We start from the raw sequence: 13,493 nt of genomic DNA, 5'->3' as shown, positions 1-13,493 counted from the left end.
AGGTAGAATTCCGTGGAGTTGATCGACAATCACATTCTCAGCCTGATGACGTTCATCCCCCTGATCGGGGCGGCGCTGATCCTTATGGTGCCCAAGGGGAACGACAAGGTCATCAAGACCATGGCCGTCCTGACGACCATCTTCCCGATGCTTCTCTCGGTGAAGCTCTGGGGGGGGTTCGACCGGGCGTTGGCCGGCGTCAACCTGGCCAGCCAGTTCCAGTTCGTCGAGCATTACGTCTGGATCCCCTCGATCAACGTCGACTACTATCTCGGCGCGGACGGGATCTCGATCCCGATGCTCATGTTGACCTCGCTGATCTCGTTCCTTGCGGTCATCGCGTCGTTCGGCATCGAGAAGCAGGTCAAGGGATACATGGCGCTCTTCCTGCTGCTTGAAACGGGCATGATGGGGACGTTCGCCTCGCTCGACTTTTTCCTCTTCTACGTCTTCTGGGAGCTCATGCTGCTCCCGATGTACTTCCTCATCGGCATCTGGGGCGGTCCCCGCAAGGAATACGCGGCGATCAAGTTCTTCCTCTACACGCTGGCCGGGTCGCTGCTCATGCTGGTCGCCATGATCGCGCTCTACTTCAACACGGCCGCCGACCCCGTGACCGGGAAGCACTGCTTCAACCTGCTGACGTTCATGAACCAGGCGGGGCACAGCACCTGGCTCAAGCAGTTCGACATTCGCATCCTGATGTTCCTCGGGCTCTTCATCGGGTTCGCGATCAAGGTGCCGCTCTTCCCGTTCCACACCTGGCTGCCCGACGCCCACGTCGAGGCGCCCACGGCGATCTCGGTCATCCTGGCCGGCATCCTGCTGAAGATGGGCACCTACGGGATGATGCGGATCGCGTTCCCGATCTTCCCCGACGTGACCCGGTACTTCGTCTATCCGATGGCGGTGCTCGGCGTGATCAACATCATCTACGGGGCGATGTGCGCGCTAGCGCAGTCCGACCTCAAGAAGATGGTCGCCTACTCCTCGGTCAGCCACATGGGCTTCTGCCTGCTCGGCATGGCGGCACTCACCCCGCTGGGCATGGTCGGCGCCTCCTTCCAGATGGTCGCGCACGGCATCGTCACTTCCATGCTGTTCCTCCTGGTCGGCGTCGTCTACGACCGGGCGCACCATCGCCAGATCGACGGCTTCGGCGGCATCGCCGCGGTTGTCCCGGTCTACACCTTCTTCGTGACCGTCGCTTTCTTCGGCTCCCTCGGCCTGCCGGGTCTCCCGGGGTTCCTCGCCGAACAGCTGGTGTTCCTCGGGGCGTTCTCCGCCGCCTTCGCCGGTTTCAAGGCGCTTGTCATCATCTCTACGTTCGGCATCATCATCGGGGCGGCCTACCATCTCTGGGCGCTCCAGCGCGTGTTCCTCGGCCCCCTCAACCCGAAATACGCCGGACTGGCCGAGATCAACGGCCGCGAGCTGTTCACGCTCGTCCCGCTCGCGGTCGCGGCCCTGTTCATCGGTTGCTATCCGATGCCGATCCTCAACCTCATGAACGCGTCCATGGTGAAACTGGTCGACGTCGTCAAAATGGTGATGTAAATGTTGCTCGACAACCTCGGCTCCATCCAATATTTCCTTCCCGAGTTCGCGCTGACGGCGACCGTGCTCCTGCTTGTCCTCGTCCACGTGGCCGGAAAGGATCGCACATCCTCCTCGGCCGCGATTCTTTCGCTGGTCGGCGTGGGGGCGGCGCTGGTCCTGGCGAGCATCTCCGCGCCGGGGAACGGGTCGGGGCTCTTCGAGGGCATGGTCGCCACCGACGCCTTCGCCACCTTCTTCAAGGTGCTGATGTCGCTGACCACGCTTTTCGTCATCCTGATGTCGGTCCAGAGCAAGGATCTTTGCGGGCGTACCCAAGCCGAATACTACATCTTCCTCGTTTCCGTGCTTCTGGGGATGTTTACCCTGGTTTCCTCGACCGACCTCGTCATGCTCTACGTCTCGCTCGAGCTCGTGTCGATCCCGTCCTATCTTCTGGCCGGCTACCTGAAGGGCGAGAAGAAATCGACCGAGGCCGCGATGAAATACGTGGTCTACGGCGGCACCGCCTCGGGCTCCATGATCTACGGCTTCTCCTTGCTGTTCGGCGTGTCGGGGTCGACCCACTTCTCCGAGATCGCCCGGGTGCTGGCCTCTGGCACCGTCCCGCTCGTTCCGGTCGCGCTTTCGGTTGCACTGGTCACGGTCGGCTTCGGTTACAAGATCGCGGCGGTCCCGTTCCACATGTGGAGCCCCGACGTTTACGAAGGCGCTCCCACGCCGATCACCGCGTTCCTCTCGGTCGGTCCCAAGGCCGCGGGCTTCGGGCTTCTCATCCGATTCTTCTTCTCGAATTTCGCCGCACAGGACGCGGTCACGGGCCTCTGGAAAGCCACCGCAGCCGTCGACTGGCCGATGCTCTTCGCGGTGCTGTCGGCCGTCACGATGACCGTCGGCAACCTGGTCGCGATCAAGCAGACTAACGTCAAGCGGCTGCTCGCCTACTCCTCGATCGCCCACGCCGGCTACATGCTGATGGGCTTCGTGGTGCTTTCACCTCTGGGCGTCCAGGCCATCCTCTTCTATCTCGTCACCTACCTGTTCATGAATCTCGGCGCCTTCTACATCGTTCTCCTGGTCGCGAACCGGACCAATAGCGAAGAGATCGAGAACTACCGGGGCATGGGAAGCCGCTCGGCGTTCCTGGCAGTCGCGTTCGCCCTGTTTCTCTTCTCCTTGACCGGAATCCCGCCGTTCGCCGGGTTCATCGGCAAGGTCTACCTGTTCGCCGCCCTCGTCTCCAAGGGCATCTACTGGCTGGCCATCGTCGCAGCGCTCAACAGCGCCGTCTCGCTTTACTATTACGCGCGTGTCGTCAAGGCGATGTTCCTCGATAAGGCGGTCGATACGACCGAGCTTTCCGTTTCTCCGCTGGCCTCCGCGCTGGTCCTGATTTTCATGGTCCCGACCGTGTTGCTTGGTGTATATTGGGAACCCGTTATCCGCATGGCCGCCGAAGCATCCAGCAAATTGAGCGCGTTCTAGGGAAAAGGTGACGACCTTATGACCGGTTACCTGTCCACGATCCAGTTTTCGAACCCGTACTTCCCGGTTCTGTTGATGCTGGTCATCGCAGTCGCGATGTCGATCGGTTTCGTTGCGCTTTCGCAGGCGCTTGGCGTCAAGCGATACGACAAGGTCAAGTTCGACGTCTACGAGTGCGGCGTCGACCCGTTCACCGGTTCCCAGATCCGGGTGTCCGTCAAGTTCTACCTTATCGCCATCCTGTTCCTGCTGTTCGATCTCGAGTCCGCGTTCCTTTACCCATGGGCGATCCTCTTCCGGTCGCTCGGGCTGTTCGGTTTCGTCGAAATGGTTGTCTTTCTCGGCATCCTTCTTGTCGGGTTGATCTACGTCTGGAAAAAGGGAGCTCTGGAATGGCAGTAGAATCGCAGGCGCAACCGGGCGGCGGCGCCCCCGCCTATTCGCTGACCACGTTCGAATCGCTGCTCGCCTGGGGGCGGAAGTATTCGCTCTACCCCTTTACGTTCGCAACGGCATGCTGCGGCATCGAGGTGATGGCGGTGCTCGGCACCCATTACGATGCTTCGCGCTTCGGAGCCGAGGTCGTCCGTTTCTCCCCCCGCCAGGCCGACGTGCTGCTCGTGGCCGGAACCATCAACTACAAGATGGCGCCTGTCCTCAAGCGCATCTACCAGCAGATGCTCGAGCCCAAGTGGGTCGTGTCGATGGGCGCTTGCGCCTGTTCGGGCGGCTTCTACAACAACTACAGCGTCCTCCAGGGAATCGACCAGATCCTCCCGGTCGACGTCTACATCCCCGGATGCCCCCCCACCCCCGAAAGCGTCATCGACGCGATCGTGAATCTCCAGAAACTCATCGAAACCGGCGCCCCGCGCGCGGCCGAACGCTGGGCCGCCGAAGGTCGGACGGTCTGACGGGTAAATCATGACCGAACAGCGAAACAAGATCGTTCTCGAGAAGTTGGCGTCGCATTTCGGAAATGCGATCCTGGCCACCCATTCCGACTTCGGAGACGCCACGGCTCAGGTCGCACGCGAGCGGATCGTCGAGATCTGCACGTTCCTCCGCGACGATCCTGACATGCGCTTCAACTTTGCGATGGACCTGACCGGCGTCGATTACCTCGGCGAGGAGCCCCGCTTCGAGGTGGTCTATCACCTCTTTTCCCTGGAGCACAAGAGCCGGCTCCGGATCAAGGCGCGCGTTTCGGCCGAAGACCCGACGATCGACTCCGTTGCCGGTGTCTGGACCGGGATGAACTGGTACGAGCGGGAAGCTTTCGACATGTACGGCATCCGCTTCAACAATCATCCCGACCTGCGGCGCATCCTGAATCCCGAAACGTTCGTCGGCTACCCGCTCCGCAAGGATTACCCGAAAAAGAAGCGTCAGCCCACCATCGGACCGGAAGAGTAAAGGGACATGGCAGAACTCATCGCAAGACAGAGGACCCACGACAAGCTCGACCTCCAGACCGAGCCGATGCGGATCAACATCGGCCCGTCGCATCCGGCGACCCACGCGACGCTCCGCTTCATCACCGAGCTCGACGGCGAGACGGTCCTGAAGCTCGAGCCCGAGTTCGGGTACCTGCACCGCGGCTTCGAAAAAGAGTGCGAGGCGGCAACCTGGACCCAGGTCGTGGCCTACACCGACCGGCTGAACTACGTTTCCCCGTTGGCCAACAACATCGGCTACGCGATGGCCGTCGAAAAGCTTTGCGGCCTCCAAGTGACCGAACGGTGTCAGTATGTCCGTGTCATCCTCGCCGAGCTCAACCGGATCATGGACCATCTCGTGTGTGTCTGCACCAACGTGCTCGACATGGGGGCGCTCACGAATTTCTGGTATTTCTGGGCTCCGCGCGAGGAGATCTACAAGCTTATCGAGGAAGTCTGCGGTTCCCGGCTCACGACTACTTTTGCCCGCATCGGCGGGTTTGCGGCCGATGTCCCCGAGGGTTGGACCGATCGGGTTCGCGCGTTCATCGAGGGGCCGATCCTCAAGGCACTGGCCGACGTCAACGCGCTGCTCACCAAGAACCGGATCTTCATAGAGCGGGCAAAAGATGTCGGTCCGATCACGGCCGAGAAGGCGATCGCGCTCGGTTTCACCGGCCCCTGCCTGCGGGCGACCGGCGTGCCGCTCGACCTGCGCAAGGACCAGCCCTACCTGGTCTACGACCGGTTCGATTTCGATATTCCCGTCGGCGAGACCGGGGACACGCTCGACCGCTACATGGTCCGTATGGAAGAGATGCGGCAGTCCGTCCGGATCATCGGGCAGGCGCTTGACCAGCTTCCGGGCGGGCCGATCAACATCGACGATCCCCGGTTCATGATCCCGCGCAAGGACGACGTCTATGGCAACATCGAAGGGCTGATGAACCACTTCAAGTTCATCATGGAGGGGATCCAGGTCCCCGCGGGCGAGGTATACGACGCCACCGAGACCGCCAACGGCGAGCTGGGCTTCTATATCGTGAGCAAGGGCGGAGGCGGCCCATACAAGATCAAGGTGCGGCCCCCCTGCCTCAACATGTTCCAGGGGATGCCGACCCTTTGCGAGGGGCAGATGCTTGCCGACCTCGTAGCCGTCCTGGGCAGCGTCAATATCATCGCAGGGGAGCTTGACCGGTGAGCGTCGCATTTTCCGAAGAGAACCAGAAGGAATTCGAGCGGCTCCTGACCCGTTACCCGGACCGGGAGGCGGTGATCCTGCCCGCCCTGCACCTGGTCCAGCAGCAATACGGCGACGTGACCAGCGAGGGCATCGAATATGTCGCCGGGCTGCTCGGCCTTTCGGCCGCACGCATCGAGGGCGTCGCCACCTTCTACACGATGTACAACCGCAAGCCGGTGGGCAAGTACCATGTCCAGGTCTGCCGAAACATCGCCTGCTCGCTCCTGGGCGCCGAGCACCTGATCGACCACGTTTCCGGCAAGCTGGGCGTAAAGCCCGGCCAGACGACGGCCGACGGAAAGTTCACGCTGGCCAAGGTCGAGTGTTTGGGCGCCTGCGGAACCGCCCCGGTCATGATGATCAACGACGATTACTACGAGAACCTGACGGCGGCGAAGATCGATTCGATCCTCGACGGTCTCAAGTAGGAGGAGCCCGGAAACCACGATGGAACTCGTCCTGACTACCCATTTCGGAAACGACCAGTACCGCGCCATCGGCACCTACCAGGAGCTGGGCGGTTACGCGGCGCAGCGCAAGGCCTATACCATGACGCCCGACGCGATCATGGACGAGGTCAAGAAGGCCAGCTTGCGCGGGCGCGGCGGCGCAGGCTTCCCGGCCGGCGTCAAGTGGGGCTTCCTGCCCAAGAACGACCGTCCCCGCGTCCTTGTCGTCAACGCCGACGAAGGCGAGCCGGGCACGTTCAAGGACCGCCTCATCATGTCGCGCGGGCCGCACCTGCTCGTCGAGGGCATCGCGATCGCGGCGTTCGCCCTCAACGCCCACCAGGCCTACATCTACATCCGCGGCGAGTTCGTCCGCGAGGCGCGCATCCTCAACGAAGCGATCGACGAGGCGTATTCCAAGGGCTACCTTGGCAAGAACATTTTGGGCAGCGGGTTCGACCTCGACCTCACGGTCCACCGCGGGGCCGGCGCCTACGTCTGCGGCGAGGAAACCTCGCTCATCAACTCGCTCGAGGGCAAGCGGGGCTGGCCTCGTCTCAAGCCGCCGTTCCCTGCCGTCGTCGGCGCCTTCGGCCTTCCCACCATCGTCAACAACGTCGAGACGCTGGCCGATGTCCCCTGGATCATCAACAACGGCGGCGAGAAATTCGCAGCGCTCGGAAGCGAGAAGAACGGCGGCACGCGCCTCATCGGCGTCTCGGGCTGGGTCGAGAAGCCGGGCGTCTACGAGCTGCCGTGCGGCACCAACCTCAAGGACATCATCTACAAGCACTGCGGGGGCATCAAGGACGGAAAGGCGCTCAAGGCGGTCATCCCGGGCGGCTCGTCTACCGCGATCCTGCGGCCCGACGAGATCGACGTCGCCTACGACATCGAGTCGATGGCCAAGATCGGCAGCGCGTCGGGGTCGGGCGGCATCATCGTCATCCCCGAGGGCACCTGCATGGTGCGCATCCTCAACGTCCTGATGAACTTCTACGCGCACGAGTCCTGCGGCCAGTGCACGCCGTGCCGCGAGGGCACGGGCTGGTTCAAGACCATCGTCACCCGGATCGAGAACGGCAAGGGGAAGCAGGGCGATATCGAGCTGCTGCTCGACCTTTGCGACAACATGATGGGCCGCACCATCTGCCCGCTCTCCGAGGCGGCCAGCGTGCCGGTCAAGTCGTTCCTCGCCAAGTTCCGCGACGAATTCGAACAACACATCCGCGACCAGAAATGCCCATACGGGAACAAATTCCAGAGTGCCCATGCCTAATATCACACTGAACGGTATCCAGGTCGAGGTCCCCGAAGGGACCACCATCCTCAATGCGGCCAAGCAGGTCGGGATCGAGATCCCGACCTACTGCTACCATCCGAAGCTGCCCATCGCCGGGAGCTGCCGAATGTGCCTGGTCGAGGTCGAGAAGGCGCCCAAGCTGATGACCGCCTGCTCCACGACGGTCACCGAGGGGATGGTCGTCTATACCGACAACGAGAAGGTGCGCAAGGCGGTCACCGGCGTCCTCGAGTTCCTGCTCGTCAACCACCCGGTCGACTGCCCCATCTGCGACCAGGCGGGCGAGTGCGGGCTGCAGGACTACTACATGAAGTACGGGCTCCACAAGAGCCGGTTTGCGCTCGAAGACAAGGTGCGCAAGACCAAGCACCAGGACATCGGCGGGCAGATCATGCTCGATTCCGAGCGGTGCATCCTCTGTTCCCGTTGCGTGCGCTTCCTCAACGAAGTCACCAAGACGGGCGAGCTCGAAATCTGCCAGCGGGGCAACCACTCCGAGATCTCGATCTTCCCGGGGCGGCCGCTCGACAACAACTACACCGGCAACCTGGCCGACATCTGCCCGGTCGGCGCCCTGACGAGCAAGGACTTCCGCTTCAAGTGCCGCGTCTGGTTCCTCGCCTCCACGAAGTCGGTCTGCACCGGCTGCGCGAACGGGTGCAACATCGACGCGTACTATCGCGCCGAGACGATGTACCGCGTCAAGCCACGGCAGAACGACGCCGTCAACCAGACCTGGATGTGCGATTTCGGGCGTCTCGAATACAAGAAGGCCAACGAGGCGCGGCTCGTCGAGCCGACGCTTCGGCAGGGCGGCTCCGACCGGACCCCGGGGTGGGACGCTGCCCTCGCGGACGTGGCCTACAAGTTCCAGGAGGCCATCGAGAACGGCGGGGCCGAATCGGTCGCCGTGATCGCCTCGCCAAAGTCCTCCAACGAATCGCTTTTCCTTCTCAGGCGTCTGGCGGCCGAGGTCCTGCGCACGTCGAACCTGGCGTTCACGCCCAGGGTCGCGGGCGACGGCTTCGCCGACGACTTCCTCATCAAGGCTGACAAGAACCCCAACAGCCGGGGCGCGAAGCTGGTCGGCATCTCCGACGCCGACTTCGACGCCCTGCTCCAGAAGATCGCAGACAAGAAGATCAAGGCGCTGCTGCTGTTCGGGAACGTGCTGGGAGACTTGGGCGACAACGAAGTCGCCACGCTGCTGTCGGCCGTGCCGTTCGTTGCCGTGGTCGGATCGAACGAGAGCGCCCTTTCCCGGGCGGCTCAGGCGGTCCTCCCCTCGGCCACGGTTTTCGAACGCGGTGGGACGTTCACCAGCTTCGCGGGGCGCGTGCAGCGCTTCTTCGCGGGCATTCCCCTTCGCGGCAACGCCAGGCCCGAGATCGAGATCGTGGCCGGCATCGCAAACCGGCTTGGCGCCGGATGGAAAGACGACGACGAGGCTGCCGTGTTCTCGGCGCTTGCCGCCGTACTGCCGCCGTTCTCCGGAATGACCTACGAGACGCTCGGCGAGCAAGGCCAGAACGTGTCGGAGGCCGGAAATGCTTGATCTGACGGTATCGGTCGTCCGTGTCCTCATATCGATGTTTTTCCCGCTCATGCTCGTGCCTGTCCTCGTCTGGGCAGAGCGCAAGGGCGCAGGCTACATCCAGGACCGCCGCGGCCCCAATCGCGCGTCCATCGCCGGGATCACGCTCGGCGGCATGTTCCACCCGCTGGCCGATGCGATCAAGTTCCTTTTCAAGGAAGATTTCATCCCCGACCACGCCCACCGGCTCTTCTACCAGATGGCGCCGATGTTCGGGGTTGCCGCGGCGTTCATGACGTTCGCGGTCGTGCCTTTCGGCCCCGATGTCAGCATCATGGGCAAGAGTTATGCGCTCCAGGGGGCGCCGCTCAACGTCGGCATTCTCTACCTGTTCGCGATGGGCGGGATGGCGGTCTACGGCGTCATCCTTGCCGGCTATGCCTCCGGGAGCAAATTCCCACTCCTCGGCAGCCTGCGCGCCTCGGCCCAGATGCTTTCCTACGAAGTCACGATGGGTCTATCCATCATCGGCATCCTGATGGTGTTCCAGTCGGTCCAGCTCTCCGAGATCGTCAAGGGTCAGGGCGACCTGATCTTCGGGTTTATCCCCAAGTGGGGCATCATCGTCCAGCCGCTCGGTTTCATCATCTTCATCGTCGCACTTTACGCAGAGTCCAACCGGACGCCCTTCGACCTTCCCGAAGGCGAATCCGAGCTCGTCGCGGGTTACCACACCGAGTACGCATCCTTCAAGTTTTCCATGTTCATGATGGCCGAATACGTCCATGTCGTGGTCGGGTCCGCCGTCATCACGTCGCTCTTCTTCGGCGGATGGCAGCTTCCGTTCCTCACCGACCAGGGCCTCGGGACTCCGGCCAGCCTCTGGGTGCAGCTCCCCTCCGCGCTGGTCCTGCTGCTCAGGATCGGGGCGTTCATGGCGAAGCTGCTCTTCTTCGCCTGGCTCTTCATCTGGGTCCGCTGGACGATCCCCCGGTTCCGGTACGACCAGGTCATGCGGCTGGGCTGGAAGGTGATGCTGCCGCTCTCGCTCATCAACATCTTCGTGACGGGGCTCATCCTGCTCCTGATCGATCGAGGCAGGTTCTAACGACCATGACCATCGGAATCAAGAAAGTCTCCCGGCCCGAAAACATGTCTCTCAGCGAGAGCCTTTATCTCGTCGAGATCGTCAAGGGCCTCGGCGTGACGATAGGGCACCTGCTGCACAACCTCGTTCACGACGAGGGAATCTACACCTACGAATACCCTGAGGAGCGGCGCGTCATGCCGGCCCGCTTTCGCGGCAAACACCGCCTGATGAAGCGGCCCGACGGCACGCCGCGCTGCGTCGCCTGCTATTGCTGCCAGACGGCCTGCCCGGCGAATTGCATCACGATCGTGGCCGGCGAGTCGCCCAACCCCGACATCGAGAAGGTGCCCGTCAGCTTCGACATCGATCACCTGCGCTGCATTTTCTGCGGGCTCTGCGTCGAGGCTTGCCCGTGCGATGCGATCCGGATGGACACGGGCTGGTTCACCCCGCCCGACGACGCCCGGGAAAAGTTCGTCTTCTCGATCGACGATCTCCTGGAGAAATAGGCCGACATGGAACCCATTCTCTTTACCCTGTTCGGCGCCGTCGCGGTTGCGGGCGCGCTCATGGTCGTCACCCGCAAGAGCCCGATGTCCGCTGCCCTTTCGCTGATCCTGTCGCTCTTTGCGGTCGCCGCGCTCTTCGCCCTTCGTCAGGCGCACTTCCTGGCCGTGATCCAGGTGATCGTCTATGCCGGGGCGGTCATCGTCCTGTTCATCTTCGTCATCCTGCTGATCAACGTGCCGCAGGACAAGCTTCCGGTCGAGAAGATGACGGTTTACCGATTGCTCGGCGTCGTGACGGCCGGATTGTTCATGGTCGAGGCGGCGGTGGCCGGCCGGCGTCTCTCGGCCTCGCCCCTGGCCGTCAAGGATTCGGGTTCGGTCGAAGCCATCGGACACGCGCTTTTCACCGATTACCTGCTGGCCTTCGAGGTCACGTCGGTCCTGCTGCTCGCAGCGGTGGTCGGCGCGGTTGTCCTCGCGAAAAAGAAGATCTGAGGGATTCGAGACGATGATGGAACCTTCCGCATACCTTGTCCTGTCAGCGCTGCTGTTCGGCATCGGCGCCATCGGCGTCGTGGTCCGTAAGAACGCCCTCATCATTTTGATGAGCGTCGAGCTGATGCTCAACGGAGTCAACGTGGCGCTCGTCGCAACCGGCTCCTACCTGGGCGATCCGACGGGCGGCGTGTTCGCCTTCATCGTCATGACGGTGGCCGCGGCCGAAGCCGCCGTCGGCTTATCGATTCTGATCGCGATCTACCGGATCAAGGAAACGATCGATATCACCGAGCTGAGCGTGCTGAAATGGTAAGCAACATTCACGAATACCTCTGGCTGATCCTCGCATTTCCGCTGGCCGGCGTTCTCATCAACGGGGTCATCGCCCTCGTCGCCGAGCGGCCGTTGCTTCTGCCTGCCGAAGGGCACGGGAACGACGACCATGGCCACGGTGGGCATGACGACGCCCACGGCGGCCATCACGAAACGCCCGGATATCGGAAGCTCGTGGCCGTCATCGCCCCCGGGATGATCTTCGCCGCCTTCGTCGTGTCGCTCCTCTCGGTCATCCAGCTGGCGCAGATGCCCGCCGAGGCCCGGACCGTGGTGAAACCGCTGTTCACCTGGATCCAGTCGGGGGGACTCGACGTCACCGCGGCACTCCAGCTCGACCCGCTCTCGGCCGTCATGATCCTGGTCGTTACCGGCGTCGGGTTCCTGATCCACGTCTACTCTGTCGGTTACATGTCGCACGAGCCGGCCGTCGCCCGCTACTTCGTCTACCTCAACCTGTTCATGTTCTCGATGCTCACGCTGGTGCTCGGCTCCAGTTACCTGCTCATGTTCGTCGGCTGGGAAGGCGTGGGGCTGTGCTCCTACCTGCTCATCGGATTCTGGTACGAGAAGAAGAGCGCGTCCGACGCCGGCAAGAAGGCGTTCGTCGTCAACCGCATCGGCGACTTCGGTTTCCTGCTCGCGATGTTCCTCGTCTTCTGGAACTTCGGCACGCTCAACTACACCGAGGTCTTCGCCCGGATCCCGATGCTCCAGCAATCCGGCATCCTGACCGCGGGGCTCGCGACCGCCATCACGCTGCTCATGTTCCTGGGCGCTACCGGCAAATCAGCGCAGCTTCCCCTCTATGTCTGGTTGCCCGATGCCATGGAAGGCCCCACTCCGGTCTCGGCCCTCATCCACGCGGCCACGATGGTCACCGCGGGCGTCTACATGGTCGCGCGCTCCAACGCCCTGTTCATGCTGGCGCCGGTTTCCATGACCGTCGTCGCATCGGTGGGGGCGGCCACGGCGATCTTCGCCGCATCGATCGGCATCTGCCAGACCGACATCAAGCGTGTCCTGGCTTACTCGACCGTCTCCCAGCTCGGTTACATGTTCCTCGCCTGCGGCGTCGGCGCGTTCGGGGCGGGCATCTTCCACCTGATGACCCACGCCTTTTTCAAGGCGCTGCTGTTCCTCGGCTCCGGCTCGGTGATCCATGCCCTGTCGGGCGAGCAGGACATGCGCAAGATGGGTTCGCTGCGCAAGCATCTCCCGATCACTTTCTGGACGATGTTCATCGCCACCATCGCCATCGCGGGCATCCCGCCGCTGGCCGCGTTCTTCTCGAAGGACGAGATTCTGTGGAAGGCGTTCAGTGACCCGAACCACGGCAATCGGTTCCTCTGGCTCGTCGGCACCGCTGCCGCGGGGATTACGGCCTTCTACATGTTCCGCCTGGTTTTCATGACCTTCTTCGGCGAGTCGCGCATGGACAAGGAAGTCGAGGCGCACGTCCACGAGTCGCCCTGGACGATGACGCTGCCGTTGTCCATCCTCGCGGTGTTATCGATCATCGGCGGCTGGATCGGCATTCCCGCCGCGCTTGGCGGGGCCAACCAGTTCGAGCACTGGCTCGACCCGATCTTCGAAGGCGGGCAAAAGGCGGCCGCCTTCGCCGCCGAAGCGGCCGCGCACGGAGCGGGCGAGCATGATCCGACCGAGTATCTCCTCATGGGTCTTTCGGTCGCGGTCGGGATCATCGGTATCTGCGTCGCGTACTACTTCTACATGGCCCACCGGGAAAAGCCGGCGCAGATCGCCGAGGCCAATCCGAACCTCTACCGGGCCGTCTACAACAAGTATTTCGTCGACGAGTTCTACGAATGGCTCGTCGTCCGCCGCTTGGTTTCCTGGTCCGAATGGCTGTGGCAGATGTTCGACGCCCGGTTCATCGACGGCATCGTCAATGGAATCGCCAATACCGTTCGCAACGCCGGCGACGAGACCCGCAAGGTGCAGACCGGCGTTGTAGGAAACTACGCATTCTCGATCCTGCTGGGCGCCGTGTTCATTCTCGGCTATCTGATCTGGCGATAGGGCAGCTACG

General features: G+C 62.6%; 14 protein-coding genes. All 14 read left to right on the top strand.

All coding sequences use genetic code 11. The features are described from left to right. Window positions 1–12: 12 nt before the first annotated feature. The 14 genes from VGK27_03215 to nuoL are packed head-to-tail and all read left to right on the top strand — an operon-like array spanning window position 13 to window position 13,483. Window positions 13–1,557: an NADH-quinone oxidoreductase subunit M gene (locus VGK27_03215; protein ID HEY3489116.1), complete on the top strand. Its 1,545-nt coding sequence runs from the start codon at window positions 13–15 to the stop codon at window positions 1,555–1,557. Continuing rightward, window positions 1,558–3,042 (top strand): NADH-quinone oxidoreductase subunit N, encoded by a 1,485-nt coding sequence (locus VGK27_03210; GenBank protein HEY3489115.1) that lies wholly within the window; start codon window positions 1,558–1,560, stop codon window positions 3,040–3,042. Between the two features lie 18 nt (window positions 3,043–3,060). Then, window positions 3,061–3,444, top strand: a complete 384-nt coding sequence (ndhC, locus tag VGK27_03205; protein HEY3489114.1) for an NADH-quinone oxidoreductase subunit A — start codon at window positions 3,061–3,063, stop codon at window positions 3,442–3,444. Then, window positions 3,435–3,956, top strand: coding sequence for an NADH-quinone oxidoreductase subunit NuoB (gene nuoB / locus VGK27_03200; protein ID HEY3489113.1), 522 nt, complete (start codon window positions 3,435–3,437; stop codon window positions 3,954–3,956). Before ndhC ends, nuoB begins: the two co-directional genes overlap by 10 nt. A 10-nt stretch (window positions 3,957–3,966) precedes the next feature. Beyond that, entirely contained in the window at window positions 3,967–4,458 is a 492-nt protein-coding gene (locus tag VGK27_03195; GenBank protein HEY3489112.1) for an NADH-quinone oxidoreductase subunit C, read from the top strand. Window positions 4,459–4,464: 6 nt separating this feature from the next. Continuing rightward, on the top strand, window positions 4,465–5,682 hold the full coding sequence (gene nuoD, locus VGK27_03190) for an NADH dehydrogenase (quinone) subunit D (GenBank protein ID HEY3489111.1): 1,218 nt from the start codon (window positions 4,465–4,467) through the stop codon (window positions 5,680–5,682). Continuing rightward, entirely contained in the window at window positions 5,679–6,152 is a 474-nt protein-coding gene (nuoE, locus tag VGK27_03185) for an NADH-quinone oxidoreductase subunit NuoE (GenBank protein HEY3489110.1), read from the top strand. Before nuoD ends, nuoE begins: the two co-directional genes overlap by 4 nt. A 19-nt stretch (window positions 6,153–6,171) precedes the next feature. Further along, window positions 6,172–7,452 (top strand): NADH-quinone oxidoreductase subunit NuoF, encoded by a 1,281-nt coding sequence (nuoF, locus tag VGK27_03180; protein ID HEY3489109.1) that lies wholly within the window; start codon window positions 6,172–6,174, stop codon window positions 7,450–7,452. Further along, on the top strand, window positions 7,445–9,031 hold the full coding sequence (locus VGK27_03175) for a 2Fe-2S iron-sulfur cluster-binding protein (GenBank protein ID HEY3489108.1): 1,587 nt from the start codon (window positions 7,445–7,447) through the stop codon (window positions 9,029–9,031). The genes nuoF and VGK27_03175 overlap by 8 nt, the downstream gene beginning before the upstream one ends. Beyond that, on the top strand, window positions 9,024–10,118 hold the full coding sequence (gene nuoH / locus VGK27_03170) for an NADH-quinone oxidoreductase subunit NuoH (GenBank protein HEY3489107.1): 1,095 nt from the start codon (window positions 9,024–9,026) through the stop codon (window positions 10,116–10,118). Before VGK27_03175 ends, nuoH begins: the two co-directional genes overlap by 8 nt. A gap of 5 nt (window positions 10,119–10,123) precedes the next feature. Further along, on the top strand, window positions 10,124–10,609 hold the full coding sequence (locus VGK27_03165; GenBank protein ID HEY3489106.1) for an NADH-quinone oxidoreductase subunit I: 486 nt from the start codon (window positions 10,124–10,126) through the stop codon (window positions 10,607–10,609). A 6-nt stretch (window positions 10,610–10,615) separates the two neighbouring features. Next, a complete protein-coding gene (locus tag VGK27_03160; protein ID HEY3489105.1) occupies window positions 10,616–11,104 on the top strand; it encodes an NADH-quinone oxidoreductase subunit J in 489 nt (162 codons plus the stop codon). A gap of 13 nt (window positions 11,105–11,117) precedes the next feature. Then, window positions 11,118–11,420, top strand: a complete 303-nt coding sequence (gene nuoK, locus VGK27_03155) for an NADH-quinone oxidoreductase subunit NuoK (protein HEY3489104.1) — start codon at window positions 11,118–11,120, stop codon at window positions 11,418–11,420. Continuing rightward, the gene (nuoL, locus tag VGK27_03150; GenBank protein ID HEY3489103.1) at window positions 11,414–13,483 is read left to right on the top strand and encodes an NADH-quinone oxidoreductase subunit L; all 2,070 of its coding nucleotides are present in this window, start codon (window positions 11,414–11,416) and stop codon (window positions 13,481–13,483) included. The genes nuoK and nuoL overlap by 7 nt, the downstream gene beginning before the upstream one ends. Window positions 13,484–13,493: the final 10 nt, after the last annotated feature.

The organism is Candidatus Deferrimicrobiaceae bacterium, from assembly GCA_036504035.1.
GTDB lineage: Bacteria > Desulfobacterota > Deferrimicrobia > Deferrimicrobiales > Deferrimicrobiaceae > JANXPS01.
This window is presented reverse-complemented; position numbering and strand designations above follow the sequence as displayed.

Excerpts from the sequence above, each read along its gene's own strand:
- VGK27_03210 (HEY3489115.1), top strand. The coding sequence starts at position 1,558 with ATGTTGCTCGACAACCTCGGCTCCATCCAATATTTCCTTCCCGAGTTC.
- ndhC (HEY3489114.1), top strand. The coding sequence starts at position 3,061 with ATGACCGGTTACCTGTCCACGATCCAGTTTTCGAACCCGTACTTCCCG.
- nuoB (HEY3489113.1), top strand. The coding sequence starts at position 3,435 with ATGGCAGTAGAATCGCAGGCGCAACCGGGCGGCGGCGCCCCCGCCTAT.
- VGK27_03195 (HEY3489112.1), top strand. The coding sequence starts at position 3,967 with ATGACCGAACAGCGAAACAAGATCGTTCTCGAGAAGTTGGCGTCGCAT.
- nuoD (HEY3489111.1), top strand. The coding sequence starts at position 4,465 with ATGGCAGAACTCATCGCAAGACAGAGGACCCACGACAAGCTCGACCTC.
- nuoF (HEY3489109.1), top strand. The coding sequence starts at position 6,172 with ATGGAACTCGTCCTGACTACCCATTTCGGAAACGACCAGTACCGCGCC.
- VGK27_03175 (HEY3489108.1), top strand. The coding sequence starts at position 7,445 with ATGCCTAATATCACACTGAACGGTATCCAGGTCGAGGTCCCCGAAGGG.
- nuoH (HEY3489107.1), top strand. The coding sequence starts at position 9,024 with ATGCTTGATCTGACGGTATCGGTCGTCCGTGTCCTCATATCGATGTTT.
- VGK27_03165 (HEY3489106.1), top strand. The coding sequence starts at position 10,124 with ATGACCATCGGAATCAAGAAAGTCTCCCGGCCCGAAAACATGTCTCTC.
- VGK27_03160 (HEY3489105.1), top strand. The coding sequence starts at position 10,616 with ATGGAACCCATTCTCTTTACCCTGTTCGGCGCCGTCGCGGTTGCGGGC.
- nuoK (HEY3489104.1), top strand. The coding sequence starts at position 11,118 with ATGATGGAACCTTCCGCATACCTTGTCCTGTCAGCGCTGCTGTTCGGC.
- nuoL (HEY3489103.1), top strand. The coding sequence starts at position 11,414 with ATGGTAAGCAACATTCACGAATACCTCTGGCTGATCCTCGCATTTCCG.